This window comes from Methylomonas paludis (genome assembly GCF_018734325.1).
Classification (GTDB): Bacteria; Pseudomonadota; Gammaproteobacteria; order Methylococcales; family Methylomonadaceae; genus Methylomonas; species Methylomonas paludis.
Map to the genome: position 1 here is coordinate 892883 of NZ_CP073754.1, position 26448 is coordinate 919330.

The 26448-nt window shown below is 50.6% G+C and carries 17 protein-coding genes; 14 read left to right on the plus strand and 3 right to left on the minus strand.

All coding sequences use genetic code 11. The annotated features are described in order from the left end of the window. Positions 1–10 precede the first annotated feature (10 nt). Positions 11–2206: a TonB-dependent receptor gene (locus tag KEF85_RS04190; RefSeq protein ID WP_215583467.1), complete on the minus strand. Its 2196-nt coding sequence runs from the start codon at positions 2204–2206 to the stop codon at positions 11–13. Positions 2207–3346: 1140 nt separating this feature from the next. Between KEF85_RS04190 and KEF85_RS04195 the strand changes: the two genes are divergently transcribed. The 14 genes from KEF85_RS04195 (at position 3347) to KEF85_RS04260 (ending at position 23648) form a co-directional block, all read left to right on the plus strand. Next, a complete protein-coding gene (locus KEF85_RS04195; RefSeq protein WP_215583468.1) occupies positions 3347–4165 on the plus strand; it encodes an SLBB domain-containing protein in 819 nt (272 codons plus the stop codon). 26 nt (positions 4166–4191) lie between these two features. Then, positions 4192–5655 (plus strand): chain length determinant protein EpsF, encoded by a 1464-nt coding sequence (epsF, locus tag KEF85_RS04200; protein ID WP_215583469.1) that lies wholly within the window; start codon positions 4192–4194, stop codon positions 5653–5655. Next, positions 5652–6545 (plus strand): polysaccharide biosynthesis tyrosine autokinase, encoded by an 894-nt coding sequence (locus KEF85_RS04205; protein ID WP_215583470.1) that lies wholly within the window; start codon positions 5652–5654, stop codon positions 6543–6545. The genes epsF and KEF85_RS04205 overlap by 4 nt, the downstream gene beginning before the upstream one ends. 137 nt (positions 6546–6682) lie before the next feature. After that, on the plus strand, positions 6683–7906 hold the full coding sequence (locus KEF85_RS04210; protein ID WP_215583471.1) for a hypothetical protein: 1224 nt from the start codon (positions 6683–6685) through the stop codon (positions 7904–7906). 478 nt (positions 7907–8384) lie between these two features. After that, entirely contained in the window at positions 8385–11678 is a 3294-nt protein-coding gene (locus KEF85_RS04215) for a non-ribosomal peptide synthetase (RefSeq protein WP_215583472.1), read from the plus strand. Positions 11679–11687: 9 nt separating this feature from the next. Next, the gene (locus KEF85_RS04220; RefSeq protein WP_215583473.1) at positions 11688–12695 is read left to right on the plus strand and encodes a thioesterase domain-containing protein; all 1008 of its coding nucleotides are present in this window, start codon (positions 11688–11690) and stop codon (positions 12693–12695) included. 16 nt (positions 12696–12711) lie between these two features. Then, positions 12712–14211 (plus strand): hypothetical protein, encoded by a 1500-nt coding sequence (locus tag KEF85_RS04225; protein ID WP_215583474.1) that lies wholly within the window; start codon positions 12712–12714, stop codon positions 14209–14211. A 95-nt stretch (positions 14212–14306) separates the two neighbouring features. Next, on the plus strand, positions 14307–14516 hold the full coding sequence (locus KEF85_RS04230; protein WP_215583475.1) for a hypothetical protein: 210 nt from the start codon (positions 14307–14309) through the stop codon (positions 14514–14516). Further along, positions 14510–16009, plus strand: a complete 1500-nt coding sequence (locus KEF85_RS04235) for a hypothetical protein (protein ID WP_215583476.1) — start codon at positions 14510–14512, stop codon at positions 16007–16009. The genes KEF85_RS04230 and KEF85_RS04235 overlap by 7 nt, the downstream gene beginning before the upstream one ends. Continuing rightward, complete coding sequence (locus KEF85_RS04240; protein WP_215583477.1) at positions 16006–17643, plus strand: lipopolysaccharide biosynthesis protein; 1638 nt, start codon at positions 16006–16008, stop codon at positions 17641–17643. The genes KEF85_RS04235 and KEF85_RS04240 overlap by 4 nt, the downstream gene beginning before the upstream one ends. A gap of 725 nt (positions 17644–18368) precedes the next feature. Beyond that, entirely contained in the window at positions 18369–19472 is a 1104-nt protein-coding gene (locus KEF85_RS04245; RefSeq protein WP_215583478.1) for a glycosyltransferase family 4 protein, read from the plus strand. Positions 19473–20114: 642 nt separating this feature from the next. Further along, complete coding sequence (locus KEF85_RS04250; protein WP_215583479.1) at positions 20115–21107, plus strand: UbiA family prenyltransferase; 993 nt, start codon at positions 20115–20117, stop codon at positions 21105–21107. Next, positions 21104–21808, plus strand: a complete 705-nt coding sequence (locus tag KEF85_RS04255; RefSeq protein WP_215583480.1) for an HAD family hydrolase — start codon at positions 21104–21106, stop codon at positions 21806–21808. The genes KEF85_RS04250 and KEF85_RS04255 overlap by 4 nt, the downstream gene beginning before the upstream one ends. Positions 21809–21896: 88 nt before the next feature. Next, positions 21897–23648, plus strand: coding sequence for a GtrA family protein (locus KEF85_RS04260; protein ID WP_215583481.1), 1752 nt, complete (start codon positions 21897–21899; stop codon positions 23646–23648). A 1177-nt stretch (positions 23649–24825) separates the two neighbouring features. On the opposite strand, the gene KEF85_RS04265 is transcribed toward KEF85_RS04260, so the two are convergent. Both KEF85_RS04265 and nirJ read right to left on the minus strand, forming a co-directional pair. Beyond that, the gene (locus KEF85_RS04265; protein ID WP_246535035.1) at positions 24826–25200 is read right to left on the minus strand and encodes a Dabb family protein; all 375 of its coding nucleotides are present in this window, start codon (positions 25198–25200) and stop codon (positions 24826–24828) included. Continuing rightward, positions 25197–26360 carry a heme d1 biosynthesis radical SAM protein NirJ gene (nirJ, locus tag KEF85_RS04270; RefSeq protein ID WP_215583482.1) on the minus strand — a complete coding sequence of 388 codons (1164 nt, stop codon included), beginning with the start codon at positions 26358–26360 and terminating at the stop codon, positions 25197–25199. The genes KEF85_RS04265 and nirJ overlap by 4 nt, the downstream gene beginning before the upstream one ends. Positions 26361–26448 lie beyond the last annotated feature (88 nt).

Here is a 26448-nt window from a genome sequence, read left to right on the forward strand (position 1 = left end):
CGGATCCCCCTTAAAACGTCACATTCACAGTCAGCATGCCGGTGCGCCCCGGCCCAGGTACCGCATGACTTTCCGAGGCGCTGGAATAATAAGCGCTCTGCAAATAATACTTATTCAGCACATTATCCAGATTCAACTGCAGATTAACATTCCTGGAAACCTGGTAAGACATCATCATATTCCACAGCGCATAACCCGCCATTTGCGCAGAATTATCCGGCGATGCGAAGCGCGGGCCATACACATAAACGCCGCTGCCCAGCTTCAACTCATCCAGTAGCGCATAAGTCGTCCACAGGTTATAAGTGTCGCTGGCCACATTGGGCACCTTATTCCCGGCTTCACTCAAACCGGTATCCGCATTAATCCCATTCACAATCAAGGCATTCAGATGGGTGTAACCAGTATTGATTTCCCAATTTTGACTAATCCGACCATTCAAAGTGAGTTCCACGCCTCTGGAACGCTCACCAAAACTCACTGCCTGCAAAGTCGGATCATCAGGATCAGCCACCCGCACATTGTCGGCCTCAATTTGGAACAAAGCCGCATTCAGCGACAGCCTGCCGTCTAGCAGACTCAGCTTGCCGCCCAGTTCCAGATTAGTGGTTTTTTGCGGCGTCAGCGCAGTGTGAGAGGGGGCCAGCGTTAAATACTGAATAGCCGGGTTATAGGAAGTACCATAAGAAAAATAATAACTTTGCGTCTCAACAGGCTTAAAAACCAAAGCCGCCCGTGGACTGAACAAAGAATTGGTTTCGGTATAGCCATTACCGGAAGTGCTCTCGTAAAATTTAGAAATAAAGTGATCAAAATTTACCCCTCCCACCACATCCCATTGCTCAGTCAGATGCAGGGTATCCAATGCATAGACATTGATATCGTCGCCCCGCGAACCGGGTTGGCCGACCAATGGCTGAGCGCCGCTAATAATCTGCTGCGGGTTAGGGTTTAATAGCGAAGTTGGCGTCAAATCATTGACCTGATCGTCATAACGATAAGTATTCATAGTCTCCCGGCTCAAACCCAACCCGGTCGCCAGATCATGCTTAAACCCACCGGTATTGAAACTGCTGCTCAAATTAAGCCGGTCTGCCAGCAAAGTCGTGGTACCCGAACTGCTGGGCCGATCCCGATAAACCATAATTTGGTCAAGCGGCGTACCCGGTAAAGGCACCACCGTAAAATCATTCGCCAAAGTCGGCGCGGTAACCTGATAATTAAAACCATAATTGCCGTAACGAAAAGTATTGGACAGCTTGAATTTGGAGCTGAAGCTATGCTCAAAACTCGCCGTTACCACATCCGTAGTAGTCTGGGTGTGGTCATAATTAGCCAGGCCATAATAATTACTGCGCGACACCGGAGCCGGCGCCCCCCACAAAAACGGAATACCATAATCAGGAATATTATTCTCTTCCTGATGCAGATAGCTCAGCGTTAAGCGGCTGGGGCCATCCATGCCGAAACTGATGGATGGCGCAAAACCAAAGCGCTGATTCAACACCACATCCCGATCCGCCACGTTGGAACGCTCACCCATCACCGCCAAACGCACAGCGGTACCGGAATTAATCACCGCATTAAAATCCCCGGTACCGCGCGCCAAAGCATTGGTACCGCCTTTCAGCGCAAAAGAGTTCAGCGTCGTATTGATAGGCAGCTTGCTTTCCTGATTCACAATCCCGGCCGTCGAACCATAGCCGAACTGAACGGATGAAGAGCCTTTGATCACATCAACCGACTCCAGATTAAAACTATCCCGGGTATAGTTGCCGGGGTCACGCAAACCATCCATAAAAAAGCCGTTTTGCACCACCAAACCCCGCAGATTGACATTATCGCCATGCGCACCGCCTTCACCGGAATTCAGCGTGATGCCCGGCACATTACGCAAAGCATCCTGCAGCCGGGTGATAGACTGAGATTGGATTTGCTCCTTATCAATAACATCTATAGCCTGCGGAATATCCTGAACCGGCGCCGAATATAAATCCAGATTCAACTTGCGCAGATTATTACTTTCAGCCGTGCCGCTGCTTTCTTCGACATTCACCTCCGGCAATACCGTGTCATCCGCCTGCGTTGCCGAGGAAAACCAACCGGATGCCGCAATGCCGAACACAGTTGCCCCAATATACTTGGCAGGCGGGTGGTCGGCATCAACATGACGATTTTTACTATGAGGGTAACTATTGATCAGCATCGTAAAGTCTCCGGAAGCGGTTAAGCTGAGGCATCAGCAGGTCAGGCAAAACATTTGTTGCTAATGATAATGATTATCATTGGCAATGTAAAGCCGCGTTAAACTTTTCAGGAATTTTTCCTAAAAATTGAACTCACTGATTCAGCTTGGCAAAAAGACTTATAAAGACTAAGGTATATGCGGATTAGTCGGCGAGTTAGTCATGTAGACCGACTTCGCCGTCAGGCCAGCCGGCAAAGTCCGCCCAATCGCCACCCGTAGCCTCGATGCAACGCAGTGGAATCGAGGAATTCACCGCACAGCCTTAATCCAACCAAGGCCAGCGCAATACAACAACACCCTCCACCGCCTGAACCAAAATCAACCATTAACGCAAACATGGCCTTAATCAAAGCGACCACCATGTAGGGTGGCTTCGCCGCCAGGCAAGCCACCAAAACTTCGCGGGTGTTTGGTGTTTAGCTATCGCAAAACACCCGCAAACACAGCCTTCATCATCGCACCCCGTAGCCTCGATGCAACGCAGTGGAATCGAGGAATTCGCCGCACAGCCTTAATCCAACCAAGGCCAGCGCAATAACAATGCCCCACCAACCATTAACCCAAACACCCCCGCCATCGCCACCCGTAGCCTCGATGCAACGCAGTGGAATCGAGGGCTTCACCGCGTAGCCTTAATCCAACCAAGGCCAGCGCAATACAACAATGTCCCACCAACCATTAACCAAACACCGCCCGCCATCGCCACCCGTAGCCTCGATGCAACGCAGTGGAATCGAGGGCTTCACCGCGTAGCCTTAATCCAACCAAGGCCAGCGCAATACAACAATGCCCCACCAACCATTAACCCAAACACAGCCCGCCATCGCCACCCGTAGCCTCGATGCAACGCAGTGGAATCGAGGAATTCACCGCGCAGCCTTAATCAAACCAAGGCCAGCGCAATTCAACAACACCCTCCACCGCCTGAACCAAATTCAAACACCAAAAACAGCAAAATAGGCAGAACGGCACCAATTCCCCCCAATAGCCGCGCCGGACTGCTTTAGATAAAGACTAAAACAACAGTTTGATGCTAAACTAAACTTAAAATAGTCTCGTACATAGTTAAAGTTAATTCCGGCAACAACCTCCCATACCATGACTAAATTTGCTACCGCTCGACTGCCTATCTGCTATATTGCTATATTACTGATCAGTATTTTTTGTCGGGCAGCTCTGGCCGAACCCAGCCCCGAAGACGATTACAGCTTAGGTGCCGGCGATATTATTAAAGTGCAGTTTTTCGAATCGCCCGCGCTTAACTCCGAAGTGCGTATCAGCGAATCAGGAACCGTCAATTTGCCCATGATAGGCAAATTAAATGTCGGCGGATTAAACACCGATGAAACCAGTCATTTAATCGAGGCAGCCTACCAGAATGCGGGATTGATCAAAAATGCCCATGTCTCGGTGATGATCACCCAATTCAACAGCCGTCAGGTGTCCGTATTGGGCCAGGTCAACAAACCCGGCAAATTTGTGCTGGATAAATACAGCACCGTCATCGATTTGCTGGCAACCGCCGGCGGTATTAACCCCAATGGCGGCAATAAAGCCTATTTAATCCGCAAAATAGATGGTCAAGAACAAAAAATAACCATAGATCTCAATGCGGTACTGGACAAACAGTCAGAAAAAAATGTCCAGGTATTAACCGGCGATATTATCTATGTGCCGGATGCCGAAAAATACTACATATATGGCGAAGTGTTAAAAACCGGTATAATAAAACTTGAGCCCAATATGACAGTATTGCACGCCATATCTGCCGCAGGTGGAATAACAAGTAGAGGCTCATTACGGGGTGTCGAGCTCAAACGTCTGGATAAACAGGGTAACATTCAAACCCTGGATGTTGAATTAGACGAACTTGTGCAGCCCAATGACGTCATCTATATTCCGGAAGGCTGGCTCTGATTCGATAACAAATTTGGATATTATCCATGAGCGCATCCCAATTTCTGCTGATTCTGCAGTCCAGCTACCGCATTATCCTGTTTACTATCTTAATTACCGTATCTACCGCCTTGGTGGTCAGTTTACGGATGCCCAAAAGTTATCAGGGTAACTCCTCAGTACTCATCAACATTAAAAACTCCGACCCCATTACCGGCATGGTGCTTAATCCGCAGCTATTATCCGGATACATGGCAAATCAGGTCGATATCATCAAAAGCCGCACCGTAGCACTCAAAGTGGTGGAGAGGATGAAACTGGCCGAAATGCCCAGTTTCACCAAAATGTACTGGGCCGCAACCAAAGGTCAGGGCGATATCCATAACTGGATAGCCGATAAACTGCTGGATAGCTATATTGATGTCAAACCCTCCCGGGAAAGCAGTGTCATCTCCGTTACCTGCACCGGCGACAGCGCCCAATTTGCCAGTGACTTAACCAACAACTTTTTAGCGGCTTACATGGAAGCCAATCTGGAAATGTCGGTAGGCCCGGCTCTCCAGCAATCCGTTTGGTATGATGAACAAATTCAACAATTGCGCGCCAATGTGGAAAATCAGCAAAAGAAATTATCCGATTTTCAACAGCAAACCGGCTATATAGCCAATGATAAAACCCTGGATATCGAATTCAGCCGGCTGGCCGAACTTTCCACCGCCGTGGTTGGTTCCCAAACCAGGGCTTACGAAGGTCTGACCCGCACCCGCCAGATCAGCAACGCCCGTTCCAATCAAAAAATCGGCGATCTGCCGGAGGTGCTGGATAGCCCCTTGATTCAGGGCCTGAAAGCTGATTTGGCCAGAGCTTCCGGACACCTGGCCGAAATTGATAAATCCCTGGATCATAATCACCCGGATTATCAACATGCTTTGGCCGAGGTGCAGAACCTGCAACAAAAAATTGACGCTGAAATCCATAACAGACAAAGCTCGCTGATAAATTCAGCCAATCAGGCCAAAGACATGGAGGCCGAACTCAGAAATGCCCTGATCGAACAAAAAGCCCGCTTGATAGCCCTCAAACAGCAGCGCGACACCAACGACCTGTTAACCCAGGATTTGGTCAGCGCCCGTAGCGCCTGGGATTCCACCACCTTGCGCGCCAACCAGATTCGCCTGGAAAGTAAACGCAACCTCACCGACATTTCCGTCCTGAATGCCGCCATACCGCCCCTAAAACACGCTTCACCGAAAATCCCGGTGAATATCGCCATCTCCGTCGTGCTGGGCGGCTTATTAGGCATAGGCATAGGCTTTATGTCAGCCATGATCAACCGACGAATCCATTCTAAAGACGATATCATTCAGGAGCTTAATTTGCCCCTGTTGACCATCATTCCAGCGCCGCAGGCCGATAAACTCGGCTTCAGCCTGAAAAACTGGCAAGCGGCAGGTATAAAGCTGCGCACCAAACTGCTAAGCCGTATTTCGCGCAAGGAAGGCCACGCATGACCGAACTAAATCAAGCGGCGGATCAGCTTAAGCCGGCATCACCCGCTCAAGCCGGCAACCGCAAACTGTTGGGCGAATTACTGGTAGCCGCCGGTATCCTCAAACAGCCGGATATTGATCGCATCCTGCAATTGCAAAAAAAACAGGGATTGCTTTTTGGTGAAGCGGCGGTGAAACTGGGTTTGCTGGAGCCAGCCCAAATTTTGCCGCTGTTGGCCCAGCAATATGGCTACCCGTATTTAAATCCCCAGCAAAGCCAGTACAGCCAGGAACTGGTAATGGCCTTCCAGCCATTCAGCGCCCAGGCCGAAGCCTTTCGTTCCTTACGCAGTGAACTATTACAGAACTGGTTCAATGACCCGGCCAATAAAGCCCTTGCCTTCCTGGGTCTGGGCGAGACCACCGGCTGCAGCTTTATTTGCGCCAACCTGGCCGTGAGTTTTTCCCAACTGGGTTTGCGCACCCTGCTGATAGACACCGACCTGCGTAAGCCCAGACTGCATGAGATTTTTGGCCTCAGCAGCACTTATGGTTTTGCCGATGCCCTGGCCGGACGTATAGACCTGGCGCAAGCCATTCAGCAACTGCCGGACATTACCGATCTATCGATATTGCCGACCGGAGCGCCGCCGCCCAATCCTCAGGAACTGCTGGCCAAACCCATCTTCAAGCAGGTGTTACAGACCCTGGCTGCCCAATACGATGTGATATTAATCGATACCACCAATGGTTTGCTGTATGCCGATTTCAAGCCGGTACTTGCCACCGCCGGAGGGGCGGTATTGACTAGCCGTAATCACCACAGCTTTCTCAACGATGTGCGTATCTTACAGCAGCAAATTAGTGGAGCTCAAGCCAAATTGGTAGGAGTAGTGCTGAACGAGTTTTAAGCCAATCCAGCGCAACAAGCCGCGCGGGGCGCGGTTTAACACTTCATCCGCAGCCTTTTCAGGTGTAGTAGTCCTATAGGCGTCTGGTCATCACCGGGTTGACAGGGGGCTGTTAATGATAGAGCAGTTAATACCAGATGAATAAATATATACCATTAACCGGCGGCTTATTGTTTTGCTTGCAACTGACTAACCCAGGGTTGGCCGTAGCCGGTGAAAGAGATTATTTTCAACCCTATATCTACGAAAAATCTTATTTCGACAGCAATCTATTACTGCTGCCGGATAAAAACAACAGAGCATATACCTGGTCAGGCGCCAGCCGATCCGATATCGTAAACCAGTTGACGCTGGGCACCAAACTGGATTACGCGTATAAACGCCAGAAGATCCATGCCGATTTCTCGGTAAGGGACAATCGCTATGCCAATAACCAGCCGTTAAATTACCTGGGTACTGACGATAAACTGTCTATGGAATGGCGGGCCGGCAAACACTTATACGGAGAAATGGGCTACGGATATCAACAGGTGCTGGACAGCTTTATATATTATCAGACACCCTTAAAAAACATTATCACCTTTAACAATGCTTACTTCGATGCCAAATATACCTGGCATCCACGCTGGACCCTGAAAGGGGGGATGGAGTTTATGGATTCTGCCAACAGCAATGAGCAAAGGGTAAGCTTTGACCGGCAAATTGCCAAGACCGTGATCAGCCTCAATTATCTGATCGGCACCAATTATACCCAAACCATAGAATATACTAGTAGCTATGTCAATAACGTCAACCGGCGGCCAAACTATGTCACTGAAGCGGAAAACAAGTATACTATCGATACTATAGGCATCAGATCTTTTTGGTATCTCAGTCCCAAAAAATTACATTTGATCACTGAAATAAGCGAGGCCCAACTCAAAAACTCCCATTTCAGTGTGCGGGATTTTAGCGATACCATAGGCCGCTTAACCTTCAAATGGGATGTAAACGCCAAAGTTCACTGGAGCTTTATGATCTGGAAAAATGTTTATCCCTCGCAAGGCAGTTATGGCAGTTATGTGGTTTCAGAAGGTATTAGCCCCAGTTTGGAATGGAATGCCCAAAACAAACTGACTTTCAAGGCAAAATATCTCAACCGACATGATAATTACACCGGGCCGTCGTTTGTCCAGCAGACCATCGGCACCGCAAGTACCAGGACGGATAACGTAACACAGCTACAAACCGAAGCCATTTACGCGCCAAATAAAAATGTTGAAATCGGTTTGACCTTAACGGCCGAAAACCGCCATTCCAGTATAAGCGATTGGAGTTATACTGATTATATTAGTGCGGTTAATGCCAAATTCACATTCTAGAATCCGGCAGAATCCGGTTAACCATCTAGTCCCCCCCGTTTTGCAAAAAGGGGAGGGGGGATTTAAAGATGGCCTTTAACGCAAACCTAGAAGTAATTGTAGGATGTGCTAAACGCAGTGCAGCGCATCATTTAGAAACTAACTGCCTGTAAAAACAAGGTAAATGGAATTTACACTGAACAATCACATAACTTTAAATTAATGTTATGTTTGCGTTAATAATTGATATTGCTTTTTGCTTAAAAAATATCCTTAATTTAAGCTAACCACCCAGTCCCCCCTTTACAAAAGGGGGTTTAGGTGGGATTTAACGAAAGCCGCTACAACCGCAACGACTAACGCCAACATAGCCTTAAATTTGCATAACTGCTGTCAGGACTGTACAACGACTTAATAAAAAACACTAACGTGCAGACTGATTTACAAAACTGCGGGCTTGCCTGACAATGTCCCAGAACTTTTAGATGAGCATTGAATAATGATTTTAGAAAAACTGCCTACATCACAAACAGATGTCCCAGTCGCTGTACTGCCCACCGACAGACCGCGTGCTGCCGTACCGGCTTATCAAGCGGCTAGTCAGTCCCTGGTCGTGCCTGACGATTTAACGGCAGCATTAACCGCCCTCAGTCTGCAACAAAATGTCAGCCTGCTCAGCGTCATGCTGAGTGGATTTCAGGTATTGCTGTATCGCTATACCAGCGAGCCGGAACTGCTGTTGGCGGTTGTAGCCCCGGATCAGCTCGGCATTGATCTGCAAGATCAGCAGGCACTGTACGCCAAGCTCAGCTTAATCCCCAGCCTTATCAGCGCTCAGACCAGCTTTACCGATTTATTGCTGCAAATAGAGCAAAGCCGGCGTGACATCCAACTGGAAAAAGCCGCCGGTCACACCAATAGCCAGGCGGATTTAACCAATTTGCCCCTATTGTTCAGCCTCAATACCACGCTCGGTTTTACCCAACTGGCCGGTGAATTCAAATTTGAACTATGCCTGGAACTCAGCCAATCGACACAAGGCTTAACCATAAAAGCAATTTATGCCGCTGACTTATTCGATGCCGCCACCATCAGCCGGTTGCTGGATCATTATTTACGCCTGCTGGCTGGGGCTTGCGCCAATCCGGCGGCACTACCGCAGCATCTACCTTTACTCGGCACAGCTGAACAACAGCAACTGCAAGCATGGAATAACACCTCCCAGCCTTACCCGCAACACAGCTTTGTACAGACTTTATTTGAACAGCAGGTGGCGCGTACTCCGGATGCCATCGCCGTCAGCTTTGCCGACCGGCATGTCAGCTATGCCGAACTTAACAGCCGCGCCAATCAACTGGCCCATCGCCTGATAGCTGCCGGCGTCAAACCCGACAGCCTGGTGGCTATCTGCACCGAGCGCTCTCCGGATATGCTGGTGGCCTTGCTGGCTGCCTGGAAAGCCGGCGGTGCTTTTTTGCCCATTGATCCCAAAACCCCCAGAGACCGTTTGGCATTCATTCTGGCCGACAGCATCCCCATCGCCTTGCTGGTACCCAACCATCTGGCGGATTTATTCGATAACATCACCGGCACTACCACTGTCCTGGACATAGCCGCCAGCCAGTGGCCGTACTCAGGTGCGACCGGCGAAAATCCCGATCCGCACAGCCTGGGCCTAAGCGCAGAAAATTTGGCTTATGCCATCTATACTTCCGGTTCTACCGGCAAACCCAAAAAAGCCGGGGTTATCCAGCGCGGATTACTTAATCATCTGCCCTGGTATATCAGCCACACCGAACTGGGTCCCGGCGATGCCATGCTATTGGTCACCTCATACGCCTTTGATTTGTCACAACGGGTAATTTTCGGGCCACTGTTGTCAGGGGCGCGGCTGGTACTGGCCACTGAACCGTTTGATCCGCAAGCCATCGTTAAACTGGTGGCCAAACAGCAGGTCACTATCACCAATTTGACCCCCAGCGGTTTTCATGCCCTGATTGATGCTGCCAAACATGGCGAACTGGCAAGTTTGCAACGGGTTTATTTGGGCGGCGAATCCATTTTGGTGGATAAATTATTAGAAATGCCCGCACCGCGTCCGGCATTTGTCAATTGCTACGGCCCCACCGAATGTACCGCTACCGCCACCGTTTTTTCGGTGGCCGATTTGGCGCAATACCGTAACCGGCCCATCCCCATCGGCAAACCCATCGCCAACGCCCGTATCTACATACTGGATCAACAGCTGCAATTAGTGCCGATCGGCGTCAGCGGTGAAATATACATTGCCGGGGTACCGGTAGGCCGGGGTTATTTGCAACAAGATGAATTAACTGCCGAACGCTTCCTGCCCGACATCTATAGCGGCGATGTCAATGCCAGGATGTATAAAACCGGCGACTTGGGACGCTGGCTGGCCGACGGCAATATCGAGTTTTTAGGGCGTAATGACTTCCAGATTAAATTACGCGGCTTTCGCATAGAGCAGGGCGAAATCGAAACCGTGCTGCGCCAACATCCGCAATTACGTGAGGTGGTTGTCGATGTTTATGAGCCGGTGCCGGGGGATAAGCGTCTGGTGGCTTACTGCATAGCCGAATCGGCCAAGCACCCAGCCATAGCCGATTTACATCAGTTCCTGAAACCACTGTTACCGGCCTATATGCTGCCGGCCAGCTATGTGTTTATTGACTCTATACCACTCAACCGTAATGGTAAACTGGATCGTAAGGCCTTGCCCAAACCCTCAACCGACAGCGATGCCAGAGATTACGCGCCGCCGCGTAATGAAATTGAAACAACCTTGGTCAGCATCTGGAAGCATGTGCTGGGTGTGGATAAAATCGGCATTCGTGACAATTTTTTTGATATGGGCGGCTACTCCCTGCTGGCGGTCAGCCTGTTGCAGGAAATCAAACAGGATTTTGGTCTGGAACTGGAACTGGGCCGGATTTATCACTCACCCACCATTGCCGAACTGGCAGTGGATATGTTTAGTCAGCCGCATAGTCCCTGGTATTCATTGGCGCCTATCCAAACTCAGGGTAAGCTACCACCATTGTTTTCCATCCATACCATTTCCCTGTTGGATTTACCGCAACGCTTAGGCAAAGATCAGCCCTTGTATTTCCTGCGTTATGGCATGGTGGCTAATGCCGGCACAGAAAGCATATATTTGCCTTCGGTAGAAGAACTGGCCGCTCACTATATTGCCGAAATGCAGCAAGTGCAGCCGCAAGGCCCTTACCATTTGATGGGCTTTTCTTTCGGCGGCCTGATCGCCTATGAAATGGCCTGTCAACTGGTGGCCAATGGTCAGCAAGTCGATTTTCTGTGCTTGCTGGATACCTATCTGACTACCGAAAAAGCTCGCTTACCTTGGACTAGCTTTGTGCGCAATCTCTTAAAACTGAGTGGCAAAGAATTTTACAGCAAACTGCAAAGCGTGTTGGCTCGCTTTAAATCCAAAAAGCCCACCACAGCAATCCCGGTATTCGATCCCTATGTCTATGCCCCGGAACCTGACAGATACGCCAGCAGCCGTTATAAGCCAGGCATCTATCCAGGCCATGTCACCCTGATTCAGGCTGAAGATTCCAAACAAACCCTGTTGTACAGTTTTAAGGACCCCGAAGTTGCCTGGCGTAAATTTTTGGGTGAGCGTTTGGAGGTTCAGAACATACCCGGCGAACATTACACTATTTTTTCTGAGCAATATATCGGAACGCTTGCCGATACTTTAAAATCCTGTCTGGCTCAAGCTTCCGCTAAAGCCGTTAACCATCCTCTTTGAGCAGCGATTATGTCTAACTACACCCCCCCTCGCAACGATGTCGAAAATCAGCTGGTTGATATTTGGAAAACCCTGCTGGAAATAGACGAAGTAGGTATCCACGACAATTTTTTTGATCTGGGTGGTTTTTCTTTGACCGCGTTGGAATTGACGCTGGAAATCAAAGACCAGTTTAACCAGGAAATCAATCTGGGCCGGGTTTACCAGGCTCCGACCATCGCCGAACTGGCCGTGGAAATTTTTAAAAATCAGCAAGTCCAGATGTACTCGCTGGTGCCTATTCAAACTCAGGGCAGCAAGCCGCCGCTGTTTTCCATCCATACCATTTCCTTGCTGGATTTGCCGCAACGGCTGGGTAAGGATCAACCCCTGTATTTTTTACGTTACGGCATGGCGGCCAGCGCTGCCGAAGCCAAAATTCATCTACCGACGGTTGAAGAACTGGCTGCGCATTATATTAGCGAAATCCGCCAGGTACAGCCACAAGGCCCTTATTTTCTGATGGGGTTCTCCTTTGGCGGCCTGATAGCCTATGAAATGGCCTATCAACTAGCCCAGAGCGGTCAGCAAGTCAAATTTCTGGGGCTGCTGGATACTTATCTGGATGACGATAAATACCTGTTGCCCTGGCCGACATTGCTGGGCAATATTGTCAAACACTTCCCGAAAATTATCCGCAAATTATGGCTAAAACTGCAAAATCGGGTCAAGCCGACCAATGAGAAACCGGTATTCGACCCCCATGACTACGCCCCCGCACCGGATCAATATGCCCGCCGCCATTATCAGCCCAAAATATATTCAGGAATAGTCACGCTGATCCAGGCCGCCCAGCCTAAACAGTTTTTACTGCACCGTTATGTAGACCCGGAATTTGCCTGGCGCAAGCTGTTGGGCGAAAATTTGCGGGTCGAACTCATTCCCGGCGAACACTATGCTATTTTTACCGAGCAACATATCGCCTCACTGGCCGATAAACTGAATGAATGCCTGAATTCGGCACATAACCAAGCCTGAGCACATCCCAACCACCATGCTGATTTACAAGCAGGATCGATCTGCCCAGACCTTTGATCGTTATAAAACATACGCCATCATCCTGTTAGGCACAGTGATGGGCGCCATGTTTGGCATCATCTCCTCAAAAGGCGATGTGCTGATGATCAGCATGATGGCTTCGCTGCTGATCGGTACCTTCCTGGTTTTACGACCGGCCTGGATGGTCTGGATTATTTTTACCTTGGGCATCCTGGTAATAGGCCTGGTGCCCTTGTATTTACGCAGTCTGGAAACCAAGGCCGGTTGGGGGGTATCCATTCTCGGTTTCGTGGTGTTGTTCATGGCTTTGTACCGGGTAGCCACCGATGACCGGGCCAAACAGCATACCCCGGCTTTTATCTGGCTGTCCCTGGTGTTCTTTGTCTACTCAATCGTGGTATCCATCATAGGCTTCTATACCATCGATCAGTTTGCCACCTGTTTCAAACGCTATTTTCAGATGTTGGGCCTGATGTTTGCCTTATGCTGGTTGCCGTTTGAGCAAAAGCAGTTTCGCAGCTGGTTGAAATTTTTCATCATCAGCGCGCTGTTGCAATTTCCTTTCGCCTTGTTCGAATTACTGGTCTGGGTGCCGATCCGTAAGGGCATGCAAAACTCCTCGCCCGGCATGGTGCCTATGGATGTGGTGGCCGGCACTTTTGGTTCCAGCTATGATGGGGGCGGTAACAGCGGTGAAATGTCGGCTTTTCAGGTCATCGTGGTGGGCTTTCTGCTGTCTCGCTATATGCAGAATATCCTGGCCTTCCCGAAAATGATTTGGCTAGTGCTGGCGGTATTGTCGCCTTTGATGATCGCCGAAACCAAAGCCGTCATCGTCATGCTGCCCCTGATGATCTTGGGCCTGTATTATCGCGAATTTATCGCCCGCCCCCATGTCGGCATCATGATACTGCTGGTCGGTACCTTGCTCACGGCGATACTGGGTATGGCCTATATGGAAATCACCAACCAGACGATGGATGCCATGATAGACGACACCATGAAATATAATGTCGGCGAAACCGGTTATGGCGAGTATTCTTTGAATCGTACAACCGCAATCACCTTTTGGTATGACCAGCAGGGCTGGCACGATCCGATGTCGCTGTTTTTTGGCAATGGTTTGGGCGCTGCACATATTGCCCCCAAAGGCGCCTGGGGTAGTTCGGCCATGCGTTTCCCCGGTTACGGCATCGGTTTGACCACTGTCACCATATTGCTCTGGGAAATGGGTTTTCTGGGCTTTTTGTTGTACCTGAGCATTTATATCGCCGCCTGGCGCACGGCGGCAGTCTTGTATCAACAATCCCATCTGGCCTGGGTCAGAGCCGATGCTGCCGCCATTCAGGCTGCCATCGTAGTGTTCTTTTTTCACATGTTTTACACTATGGGTCTGGTCGAAGTGGTGGTATTCCAGATCGTTTCTATGGGTATGTTTGGCTATCTGGCCTGGATGTATCGCCAACACATCCGCTCAGCTCTGGAACCCTGGTGAGGACAAACCCTTTGCCCCTCTTAAGTGTGCACAACCCCGGCCTTAAGTTCTGGCCGGCAAACTCGGTTTATTACTGCTGACTATCGGTATTTGTCATGGCTGCCCACACTATTGCTGAAATGCAGCTGCTTCAGTCACCAAACACTTATGACCTGATATACGCTTGCCGGTTACACAGATTTCAGGATACCGAAATTGCCGAGCGGAAATTACCCGGAAAAAACCGGCAAACCGCCCAGCATCTCGCCGGACTGCATCAGGCTCGTGACCGGGCTTCAGCACGGGGCTGGCGGGTATCATGCTGATATACAAGCAGCGCCACTCCGCCGAAATCCTTGACCGGTATAAAACCTACGCTATTATCCTGTTAAGCATCGGTATGGGCACCATGTTCGGCATGATTTCCTCAAAAGGCGATGTGCTGATGATCAGCATGGTGGCATCGCTGCTGATCGGTACCTTCCTGGTATTGCGGCCGGCCTGGATGGTCTGGATTATTTTCACCTTGGGCATCCTGGTGATTGGCCTGGTACCTCTGTATTTACGCAGTATGGAAACCAAAGCCGGTTGGGGGGTATCCATCCTCGGCTTTGTGGTATTGTTCATGGCCTTGTACCGGGTAGCCACCGATGACCGGGCCAAACAGTACACCCCGGTCTTTATCTGGCTGTCGCTGGTGTTCTTTGTCTATGCCATCGTGGTATCCATCATCAGTTTCTATACCGTCGATCAGTTTGCCACCTCTTTCAAACGCTATTTTCAGATGCTGGGCCTGATGTTTGCGTTATGCTGGCTGCCGTTCGAGCAAAAACAGGTACGCAGCTGGCTGAACTTTTTCATGCTTAGTGCGCTGGTGCAATTTCCTTTCGCGCTGTTTGAATTAATCGTCTGGGTGCCGATCCGGAAAGGTATGCAAAACTCCTCGCCCGGCATGGTGCCTATGGATGTGGTGGCCGGTACTTTCGGTTCCAGCTATGATGGTGGCGGCAATAGCGGTGAAATGGCGGGTTTTCAGGTCATCGTGGTGGGTTTTCTGCTGTCGCGCTATATGCAGCATACCCTGACCTTCCAGAAAATGATTTGGCTGGTGCTGGTAGTATTGTCACCTTTGATGATCGCCGAAACCAAGGCCGTCATCGTCATGCTGCCCTTGATGATCTTGGGTCTGTATTATCGCGAATTTATCGCCCGCCCCCATGTCGGCATCATGATACTGCTGGTCGGTACCTTGTTCACCGCGATATTGGGCATGGCTTATATGGAGATCACCGACCAGACGATGGATGCCATGATATCCGACACCATGAAATACAATGTCGGCGAAACCGGCTATGGCGAATATTCCCTGAATCGCACTACGGCCATCACCTTTTGGTATGACCAGCAGGGCTGGCACGATCCGGTCTCGCTGTTTTTTGGCAATGGACTGGGCGCGGCTCATATTGCCCCCAAAAGTGCCTGGGGTAGTTCGGCCATGCGTTTCCCCGGTTATGGCATCGGTTTAACCGCAGTGACCATTCTGCTCTGGGAAATGGGGCTGCTGGGTTTTTTACTCTATTTAAGTATTTATGCCGCCGCCTGGCGCACGGCGGCAATATTGTATCGGCAATCCAGTCTGGCCTGGGTCAGAGCCGATGCCGCCGCCATTCAGGCTGCCATCATCGTCTTCTTGTTTCACCTGGTTTACGCCTTGGGACTGGTTGAAGTGGTGGTATTTCAGATAGTTTCTATGGGCATGTTTGGCTATCTGGCCTGGATGTATCGTCAACACAAGTTATCAACCTTGGAATCCTTATGAGCGCAACAGCCTATTCCCATCAAGCCTTAAAAAAATCCGGTCTGCAGTTCCTGGTCGGCAAACTCAGCTCATCATTGCTCACCATCGGTATCCTGGTCTGGTTGGTGAGGTTGCTGGACATAGCCGAATACGGTTATTACGTGACCTTTGTCGCCGGATTGGAATTTGCCCTGGCCGTGATCGCCTTTGGTTTACCCTGGTTGACTTCGCGCTATATCCCGGAATACCGGCTGCATGCCCAAGGTGCTCAACTGCTTAAATTTGTCTGCCGGATCCTACTCTGTATCGTCTTGTCCAGCAGTTTGGGATCGCTGGCCCTGTATTTCACCATGCCCTGGTTATTGCCCTTGCTGGATATGAGCAGTCTGCTGGAACTGGCCAGGCTATATCTGCTGGTTTTAGTCATGGAGGGCTTGCGCCGCAATTTGCAGGAATGTATTCTCGAACCCCTGCTGCAACAAGGCTATGCCCAATTCAGTCAAGTGATCCGCAGCATCGTGTTATTGCTGGTCATGGCCGGTATTCTGCTTTACCAGGGCAAGGTCACCCTGTATGACGCCATACTGGCCGAATTTGCCGGCACAGTAGTGGGCAGCATCAGCGCCCTCTATGGCCTGATCGTGTTTTTGCGTAAAAATCGCCACCAGCCCGGCAAGGAAGGTTGGCAGCAGCCGCACTGGGTGACAATCTGGCAAACCGCTTTGCACATGTACTTAAGCCATCTGATCACCATGCTCTGCAGCCGTCAGGTCTATATCTTTCTGATTCAACGCTTTTTAGGCGTAGAAGCCACCGCCATATTCGGTTTCCTATTCAATCTATATGGTCAGATTTGCCGTTATCTGCCTTCCCATCTGTTATTCAGCCTGATCCGCCCCAAGCTTATCGCCTCATATGTCAGTGATGAAGGCAGCATTCAGCAATTAAACGCTAACGCCAATCTGGTCGGTAAAATCAGTTTGTTTGTACTGTTACCTATCCTGGCCTATATCTGGCTCACCGGTACCGAATTACTGGAACTGCTCAGTGGCGGCAAAGTCAAAGCCTCCGGCTGGTATTTTGCCTGTTTACTGTTGACCCTGATCCCATTGAGTCAGCGGCCTATCCTGCAAACCGTGCTGGTAGCCTGCCACAAAAGCAGCGTCTGTACCTGGGCCAGTCTGGTGTCCATCTGCACCCTGCCGCTGGCTTATTGGCTGCTGATATCCAATTTCGGCATGTGGAGCGTGATTATCGCCATGATCTGCTCCGAAACCTTGTACAACAGCATCCTGGTGATCAGCATCACATACAGTGCCGATTACAAAACCGACCTGACCGGCAACCTTAGACTGTTTGCCACCGCCATTTCTACTTACCTGTTATGCGCCGCAGCCAAAATCCTTTGGCTCAGCGCCCCGCAACTCACTCAGGAAAACTTCCAGGCCTGGCGGCAAGCCCCCACACCGCCGGATCTGAATTATCTGTCCGGCCTGCTTAACACCGCACCGGCCAACCCCTGGTTATACCTGCTGGTCACCGCTATTCTGGTCGCCGGTTTGTTTTTATTCATAGGCTATTTGATCAAACCGTTTCAGGCCGTAGAGCGGGCAAAAATCAACAAAGCCCTGCATCGCAACATTTTTGTCTGGTAAGACCATCCCCGCAGGGTGCCGCCGCCATGCCCCGTAATCAATGTAGGGTGGATTCGCCGCCAGGCAATCCACCAAACAGCCGCGCAAGCGTTCGGCGTTTTGCTATCGCAAAAACACTTTGCCAAGTTCGTAGGCTGGGTAGGGCAAAGCCACACCCAGCAGATGGCAAGACCCGTAGCCTCGATGCAGCAAGGCGGAATCGAGGATGTAGGCTTATTATTTCGCGATTACACCGCAAAACAATAAGCCCGTAATCAAGGTAGAGTGGCTCCGCCGCCAGGCAATCCACCAAACAGCCGCGCAAGCGTTCGGCGTTTTGCTATCGCAAAAACACTTTGCCAAGTTCGTAGGCTGGGTAGAGCAAAGCCACACCCAGCAGATAACTTGGCGAGTCCGTCCCCAATCCAGCCAAGCGTAATCAAACCCATAGCCCGTAAATTTTACGACCACATTGCAGAATTATTAACTTTAAATAAATTGACTCTGCTATATTTTATATAGAATCCTATTCTAAAATGGCTGCTAGTCTTATACTAACCGCCAGATAAATAGTCGGATGATAAGGTAGAAATTCGGTACAGCACCGCATCAATCTTAGCTGGCTGCTGGTTTAAAAAACCAAGTAAGTAATAACAAAACAGTCTCTAATACCCAGCAAATCTGGAGACAATATTAACCGGCTGCCAATTCAGCCGATTTTTTAGCCCTGACCATGAGATAGCCGAATGATTGCTATAGTTTCCCCTCAGTTTTATGGTGTACACGGCATAGCCCGATACCTGGATTCATTCCTGGCCAATCTGCCTGCCGACCATCCGCCCATCTACATGATCACCGGTGACGAGTTTCATAGTCCGCGCGCCTATCCGGGGGTAGAAATTATTGATATCCCATTTTCCACCACCCGTTATAGTCTGTTCACTTGGGGCTGGGCCGTGCGCAAACTGCTGCTGCAACTACATCGCGACAACAAAATTCAATGGGTCAACTTCCACTTCCCGCCCTTGATACCCGGCTTGCTGCTGCCCAAAAGCATCCCCATGCTGCTTACCGCCCACACCACCTATCTGGGCATGTCGGGCCGTTTTTATAAAGAACAGCTGTTCCAGAGCCAATGGAGCAATCTGTCCCTGGCCGTCAAATCCTGGATGGAGCGGCGCATTTTTGCCTCCGCGCAAAAAGTCATTACCTTAACTGAACAAGGCCGCCAGGAAGTCCTGGCTTACGGCTACAAAGGCCCGATAGCCGTGATTCCCAATGGTGCGGACATCAATCTGTTTACCCCGGGCGACAGTGTAGGCAAAGATATCGATGTACTGTTTTGCGGCCGCATCGAGCGGCGTAAAGGCAGCCGGCCCCTGGTTGAATTGTGCAAACTACTGGTCCAAAAACAGCCCGATATCAAAATCGTCATCGTCGGCTATGGTGACGACGATGCCTGGGTCAACCAGAATTTGGGCGCTTATCCGGATAATATTACCCTGGCCGGTAAAACCCCGTTTAGCGAAATGATCAATTATTACCAACGCAGCAAAGTTTACGCCTCCACCTCCTATTACGAAGGCCTGCCCGGTACCTGTCTGGAAGCAATGGCCATGCAACTGCCGGTAGCGGTATGGAAATTTCTGTTTTACGAAGGCATCGTCATCAGCGGAGAAACCGGCTTATACGCCGAACCCAATGATTATGAAGCCTTAGCGCAACAAGTTCTGTATTTGCTGGCCAATCCGGAAACCGCAGCAGCAATGGGCAAACAGGGCCGGCAGCTGATTCAGGAACAATACTGCTGGACTAAACTGGCAAAAGATATTCTCAGCAACTACTGCTAAGCCTATTCTACCCAGCACCTAACTTGCCAAGCCCCATAGCCCTAATCCAACCCAATCAGGTAGGGTGGATTCGCCGCCAGGCAATCCACCAAAGCCTCTAAACGCAGCGCAGCGCATCATTCGCAGCTAACTACTTGTTTAAAAAGGAACATCCAAAATTTACCCTGAATAATTACAAATGATTTATAATTACTGTATCGGAACAAAGCCTTAATGACAGAAACCGGCTCTACTTTAGGCTGATTTTACATTTTGGCAATATACCCAGCTCAGGAATATACAGAGCACCCTAATTCAAGCACAGCGGTAATGGTCTTAAAAAAATCATAATAACACCGACCAATTTATAGATTTGCCCAACATATTACTTCCGCCTTCCTGTTAATCGAAGCCGGAAACTATGCCTAGCAGGCATCTAAAACATTAGACAACTCGCGCAACCGGGCCGCTCAACATTAAACGATGGCTTTTTCAGGCTGGATAAGCTGATCGCAGCATTGCGCGTGGATAGAATAGGCTGAAGAACGGAAACCCTTTTTCTGGCTCCTTGTATTGCATCGAGTCCGTGGGAACAGCCTGTTTAGCCATAGCCCAGCCCGCAAGCTATCACCCGTTTTCAATAATTTTTTTCTATGGATGCCCATGATGACAGAGTCAAATAGCCGAAGCAGTGAAAGTGTACCCAAGAAAAACGCCACCATTGCCGATTATTTGGCAATTGCGCGCTTCGATCACAGCACTAAACACATCTTCATCATTCCAGGCATCGTGTTTGCGTATATTCTGCGCGGCATACACACCGAATCCGTAGCCACCCAAATTGTCCTTGGCTTGATAACAGCAATCTGCATCGCCTCTGCCAACTACGTCATTAACGAATGGCTAGACCGGGATTTCGACAAATACCATCCGACCAAGTCGCAACGTTCCGCCGTACTGCGCGACTTACGTGGCGAGATTGTAGTGCTTGAGTGGCTGATTTTCCTGGTCATCGGCCTGGGTTGTGCCTATTTGTCCAGCAAAAATATGTTTCTGATTGCCGCCATCTTTGCCTTGCAGGGTGTGGTGTACAACGTCCCGCCGTTGCGCATGAAGGATAAAACCTATCTGGACGTAATATCGGAGTCCATCAACAACCCGCTACGCCTGATGATAGGCTGGGCCATGATCGACGCCACAACCCTGCCGCCCGCCTCTATCCTGCTCTCCTATTATCTGGGCGGGGCATTTCTGATGTCGGCCAAAAGACTGTCCGAGTACCGCGAAATCATGGCCTTACACGGCAAGCAACTGCTAAGTCAATATCGGGCCAGCTTCGCCGGGTACAGCGATATTTCCCTGACCGTATCCTGTTTCCTGTATGCCATGCTGTCCAGCTTTTTCCTGGCGATATTCCTGATCAAATACCGGATTGAATATATCCTGCTGATGCCCTTGATATCAATTTTCTTCAGCCAGTATCTGGCATTGGCCATGCATCCAGAATCTTCAGCCCAGAAACCCGAAAAGCTGTTCCGTGAGCGCGGCCTGATGATCATGCTGCTCATACTGATTGCATCGTTCATAGTCACCACCCTGGTCGACATCCCCATCCTCAAGACCCTTACTGAACAGCAGTACATCGTTTTCGAATGACAGTTCCACAAAATATTCATCCGGCCGACTGGAGCGGTATCGATCTGGTTGTGTTTGATGTTGATGGTACCCTGTACGATCAACGCCCGCTGCGAATACGCATGGCTCGCGATATGGCGTTTCACACCATTCTGCGTCGGGATCTGAGTGTGCTGTCAGTGATCAGGACTTATCGCCACCTCCGCGAAGGCATGGGCGAACAGGAAATCGTCAACTTCGAAGCCTTCCTGATCGCCCAAACCGCCGCCGCCACAGGCAGCCCGCAGCCAAAAGTGCTGGAGATCATTACCGAATGGATAGAGCAAAGGCCGCTGCCCTATCTCAGCGCCTGCCGTTACCCCGGCTTGCTTGAACTGTTTGCCGGATTGAAACGCCAGGGCAAAACCATAGGCGTGTTTTCCGATTACCCTGCTCATGCCAAACTTGCCGCACTCGGGCTCAGCGCCGATATCGTTGTCAGTGCCGGAGATGACGGCATTGGGCTGCTTAAGCCGCACCCGCGTGGTCTGGAATTTCTGATTACCCAAGCGGGAGCCACAGCGGCAACCACAGTGCTGATCGGCGATCGCAGCGAACGGGACGGCCTTGCCGCCCGGCGGGCGGAGGTGCGCTCCCTGATCCGGTCGTCTAAGCCCATCCAGGATTGGCAGACATTTACCAGCTACACTGATCCCCTGTTTGCGCCACTGCTGTCGGGCTGATCCCGTTGACGACACGTTCGCGCCGCATTATCACCGGATCCGTCGGCTAAGCATATAAGCCAGATATCAACCATAATAAAATCAAGCAATGAAAATCAGCCCAGCTTTCCGCGTCTTTATCCGCTATGTTATTGGTGGCGGGCTGGCCACCCTCATCCATCTGCTGGTGCTGGCGTTCCTGGTTGAAATTTATCGCTTCAATCCATCCCTGGCAACTTCTCTGGGTTTTTGCATAGGCACTGTATTTAACTACTTGTTCCAGTATCACCTGACCTTTAGAGCCAAAGGCTCACATGCCCAGGTTTTTCTCCGCTATATCATCGTCACCGTGTTAATGATGGGCGTAAACGCGGCACTATTCTGGGCCTTGACCCAGAGAGCGTCAATGCCCTATATCTATGCACAGATGCTGGCAACCATCGTCATCATGTTCTGCAATTTCGCTATTAACAGACTCTATACGTTCAGCCATATTGAGCATGAGGGGAAAATCATGAATACCATCAAAAAATACCGGATATGGCTAATATTCCTGTTGGCTTTTGTGCTGCGCTTGACCGTGTTCCTGCTGTTTCGGCCTTGGGATATCCAAGTGCAGACCGAAAGCATCCTGACCGGCGATTCCCCCCTCTATCACAGTCTCGCACAATGCATAGTCGATCACTTCAGCTTCTGCGGCGACACCTTCAGAACGCCGGGTTATCCATTCTTCATCGCAGTCTTCTACCAATTGTTCGGCACTAAACCCTGGGTGGTCTTGTTCGCGCAGATATTTGTCGATTTAGTGACGCTGTATTACGTTTTCAAAATCGGCGAACTGCTCTTCTCCAGTCGGGTCGGAATTATTGCCGCTGCGTTGTTTGCCATTGATGCCAACGCCATCATTTGGGCCGCCAATCTGTACAGCGAAAGCCTCTATGATGCTCTCCTGGCCGCCGCCCTGTACTATTACCTGTATGCACTAAAGCTGGGAAAAGGCCGCAGCTTCCTCTCCGCCGGGCTGCTGCTGGCGCTGACAGCTTTAGTCAAGCCAGTCTCCCAGTATTATTTTGTCATTTTATTGGGATGCGCCTTGGTGTGGCCGACAAAAAACCTGCTGCTCAGAACAAAATACGCGCTACTGTTCGGGCTGGCCTTTGTCATCACAATCAGCCCGTGGCTATACCGAAATTACACACTCTACGATACCGTCAAGCTGTCATCGGTACAGGGTGAGAATCTGCTGTTCTGGCAGGTAGTCTATGCCCGCGCCAAAGAAACCCATCAGCCCGCCGAGGTAATCACAGCCGCATACCTGGCACAAGCCCAAGCGTTGGGTTATTCAGGCTACTATGGACACTCGGAAACCGGCAGCCGCAATCCTTTTGTCAGCGAAGCCATTGCCCAGCACATCGCCGTCGAGTATATAAAAACCCACCCCCAGCTTTACGCCTCAAGCTTGATCAGCGGCGTGCTGCACACCTACGCCAATCTGGGTACCGCCGATATCATCAAGCGACTAGGCTTGCCGCCCACCCACCTGCCGGGCGAAGCCATGTTTGCCACCGAGAGCCAGTTCCAACTCATCGCCACCTTCTTCCAATCCAAGAGCCTGCCGGAAATCGTGGCAGGAATGATCGTACTGGTTTTGCTGCTGGTAAATTACACCACCTTCCTGATGGGATCTTATACCCTGTTCAGACAACGCCGGTTGGCGATATTAGCCCTGTTCAGCGTGAGTATTGCCTATTTCACCGCCACCGGCGGCACAATCGGCCTCGCCCGCTTCAGGCTACCCATCACCCCGCTTTACCTCCTCATCGGCGCCGTCTACATCGACCAAAAATGGCGTCAGAAATAATGGAGTCAGCTTACATTTTTCCACGCTCGTAAGGCGGGTGTCAGGTAAGGTGGATTCGCCGCAGGCAATCCATCGCACCACCTTCAAACCTGTCCGGCCATTGCTCTCACCAAAAGCCCTACCCGAACCAAACCAACCAAATAAATGGAGTCAGCTTACATTTTCCCAGCTCGTAAGGCGGGTGTCAGGTAGGGTGGATTCGCCGCAGGCAATCCACCGTACCACCTTCAAACCTGTCCGGCCATTGCTCTCACCAAAATCCCTACCCGAACCAAACCAACCAAATAATGGAGTCAGCTTACATTTTTCCACGATCGTAAGGCGGGTGTCAGGTAGGGTGGATTCGCCGCAGGCAATCCACCGCACCACCTTCAAACCTGTCCGGCCTTTGTGCTCTCACCAAAAGCCCTACCCGAACCAAACCAACCAGATAATGGAGTCAGCTTACATTTTCCCACGCTCGTAAGGCGGGTGTCAGGTAGGGTGGATTCGCCGCAGGCAATCCACCGCACCACCTTCAAACCGGTCCGGCCTTTGCTCTCACCAAAATCCCTACCCGAACCAAACCAACCAGATAATGGAGTCAGCTTACATTTTCCCACGCTCGTAAGGCGGGTGTCAGGTAGGGTGGATTCGCCGCAGGCAATCCACCGCACCACCTTCAAACCTGTCCGGCCATTGCTCTCACCAAAATCCCTACCCGAACCAAACCAACCAAATAATGGAGTCAGCTTACATTTTTCCACGCTCGTAAGGCGGGTGTCAGGTAGGGTGGATTCGCCGCAGGCAATCCACCGCACTACACTCGTAACGAATTGCAGCAAATAGCTGCTGAACCGTGTGTCCAGAAAGGTGTTCACACATCAGAATGGGGGGATCATTGCAAGCGTACGTGTTGAGAATCGATAATTTGGGCTTTGATGGAAAATCCGGCTTCCAGGGATTCCAATAGCAATTGCAGATTGGCGATTTTAAAAGTGCCGCTGATTTTCAAATCGTACAGTTTATGGTCGGCAAAAATCAGTTTACCGTGGTGATTTCCGAGTCAGTATTCAAAACAATCTGGCTACCGTAACAAACAAGCCAAGATGCAAAGAGTGCTATCAAGAATAGACGCTTCAGAAAAATTCAATGTGGTCTCCTATATAGTTCTACTTTTCAGGCCTTTACAGGGCAACTACCCGCCAAAATCATAAATCAAATACCTGTCCACCAAAGGCCTCAACACCTGCATAGCCGGCTGCAAATACAACGGATTTTTCAAAAAATCCTCATAAGCCGCCCGGCTGGCAAAACTGGCCGACACCGCCACATCATACGACTCATCCACCGCCGCATTAGGCCGTTCCCGCTTGATCACCGCCGGTTCCGCCACCTGATAAGACAACACCCCCGGTAGCGCTGCCAGCCCCCGGCTGGCCTCAATATACTGGGCGCGCGCCGCCGCATCCCCATGCTGCTTCAGCCAGATCACCACCACATGCTGTAACGGCTCGGCAAAAGCCTGCCCACTCAACAACAACAGCATCACACTTAATAACAAAACGCTCATGCCGGCTCCTCTATCAACTCATGCAAACCAATCTCGGCATCGGTCAAATAACAGCCCGGATCTTCCTGCCAGAAACTGCCGGTCAACTGCTGCGCCCGCACCCTGGTATTGCCGTTACAAATCGCTTGATGCGCACAGGCGCCGCAACGCCCCAACAGTGGCCGCGGCGTAGCCTTCAGCCCCGCCATCAACGGGTCGGACACATCCTGCCAGATCGCCGAAAACGGCCGCTGCCGGACATTACCCAGCGAATAATGCCACCAGAAAGTGTCTGGATGCACATAGCCCAGATTATCGATATTAGCCACATTCACCCCCGAAGCATTGCCGCCCCATTGCCGCAACTTGGCCTGTACATGCGCCACCCGCTCAGGAAACCGCCGTTGCAGCCAATGCAGAAAATACACCGCATCCGCATCATTATTACCCGTCACCACCTCACGCTGTAGCCCTTGCTGCTCCCAGCGCAGCGCCTGCTCAAACAAAGCATCCATCACCTGTCGGGTCAGTACAAACGCCGCGTCATCCTTGCGATTTTTATAACCGCGCCCGCCATAATTCAAATGCGACAAATAAAACTTGTCGATGTCCTCAGCATCCATCAGTTCCAGCATGGCCGGAAAATCCGCAGCATTGTCCTGAGTCAGCGTATAACGCACCCCGGCCTTGATGCCGTGTTCCCGGCACAAGCGGATACCGGCCAGCGCCGCGTCAAAACTGCCGGATTTCTGCCGAAACTTATCATGCGCAGCCTGCATACCATCCAGGCTCACGCCGATATATTGATAATTGATGGCAGCGATTTGGGCGATATTGTCCGGCGTAATCAGCGTCCCGTTACTGGACAGCGCCACATAAAAACCCATATCTTTGGCACGTTGGGAAATCGTGAAGATATCCGGATGCAGCAAAGGCTCGCCACCGGAAAAAATCAGTACCGGTACCTTAAACGCCTTTAAATCATCCAGCACCGTATAAATTTCCGCCGTACTCAGCTCGCCCGGAAAATCAATATCAGCCGAGGTGGTATAACAATGCTTGCAGGTTAAATTACAGCGCCGGATCAAATTCCAGATCACCACCGGCCCAGCCGGCTTCCGCGCCGGCGTCAGCGGGGTAGGGTGCAACACTTCGCGCATATACTGGCTTAATCGAAACATATTAATTCCTGGAAATGGAAAATGGGTTCAGGTTATTTTATTCAGCCCGTAGGGCGGGTTAGATGTGCGTAACACAACCAAACTATTG

Excerpts from the sequence above, each read along its gene's own strand:
- KEF85_RS04190 (WP_215583467.1), bottom strand. The coding sequence starts at position 2,206 with ATGCTGATCAATAGTTACCCTCATAGTAAAAATCGTCATGTTGATGCC.
- KEF85_RS04195 (WP_215583468.1), top strand. The coding sequence starts at position 3,347 with ATGACTAAATTTGCTACCGCTCGACTGCCTATCTGCTATATTGCTATA.
- epsF (WP_215583469.1), top strand. The coding sequence starts at position 4,192 with ATGAGCGCATCCCAATTTCTGCTGATTCTGCAGTCCAGCTACCGCATT.
- KEF85_RS04205 (WP_215583470.1), top strand. The coding sequence starts at position 5,652 with ATGACCGAACTAAATCAAGCGGCGGATCAGCTTAAGCCGGCATCACCC.
- KEF85_RS04210 (WP_215583471.1), top strand. The coding sequence starts at position 6,683 with ATGAATAAATATATACCATTAACCGGCGGCTTATTGTTTTGCTTGCAA.
- KEF85_RS04215 (WP_215583472.1), top strand. The coding sequence starts at position 8,385 with ATGATTTTAGAAAAACTGCCTACATCACAAACAGATGTCCCAGTCGCT.
- KEF85_RS04220 (WP_215583473.1), top strand. The coding sequence starts at position 11,688 with ATGTCTAACTACACCCCCCCTCGCAACGATGTCGAAAATCAGCTGGTT.
- KEF85_RS04225 (WP_215583474.1), top strand. The coding sequence starts at position 12,712 with ATGCTGATTTACAAGCAGGATCGATCTGCCCAGACCTTTGATCGTTAT.
- KEF85_RS04230 (WP_215583475.1), top strand. The coding sequence starts at position 14,307 with ATGGCTGCCCACACTATTGCTGAAATGCAGCTGCTTCAGTCACCAAAC.
- KEF85_RS04235 (WP_215583476.1), top strand. The coding sequence starts at position 14,510 with ATGCTGATATACAAGCAGCGCCACTCCGCCGAAATCCTTGACCGGTAT.
- KEF85_RS04240 (WP_215583477.1), top strand. The coding sequence starts at position 16,006 with ATGAGCGCAACAGCCTATTCCCATCAAGCCTTAAAAAAATCCGGTCTG.
- KEF85_RS04245 (WP_215583478.1), top strand. The coding sequence starts at position 18,369 with ATGATTGCTATAGTTTCCCCTCAGTTTTATGGTGTACACGGCATAGCC.
- KEF85_RS04250 (WP_215583479.1), top strand. The coding sequence starts at position 20,115 with ATGATGACAGAGTCAAATAGCCGAAGCAGTGAAAGTGTACCCAAGAAA.
- KEF85_RS04255 (WP_215583480.1), top strand. The coding sequence starts at position 21,104 with ATGACAGTTCCACAAAATATTCATCCGGCCGACTGGAGCGGTATCGAT.
- KEF85_RS04260 (WP_215583481.1), top strand. The coding sequence starts at position 21,897 with ATGAAAATCAGCCCAGCTTTCCGCGTCTTTATCCGCTATGTTATTGGT.
- KEF85_RS04265 (WP_246535035.1), bottom strand. The coding sequence starts at position 25,200 with ATGAGCGTTTTGTTATTAAGTGTGATGCTGTTGTTGTTGAGTGGGCAG.
- nirJ (WP_215583482.1), bottom strand. The coding sequence starts at position 26,360 with ATGTTTCGATTAAGCCAGTATATGCGCGAAGTGTTGCACCCTACCCCG.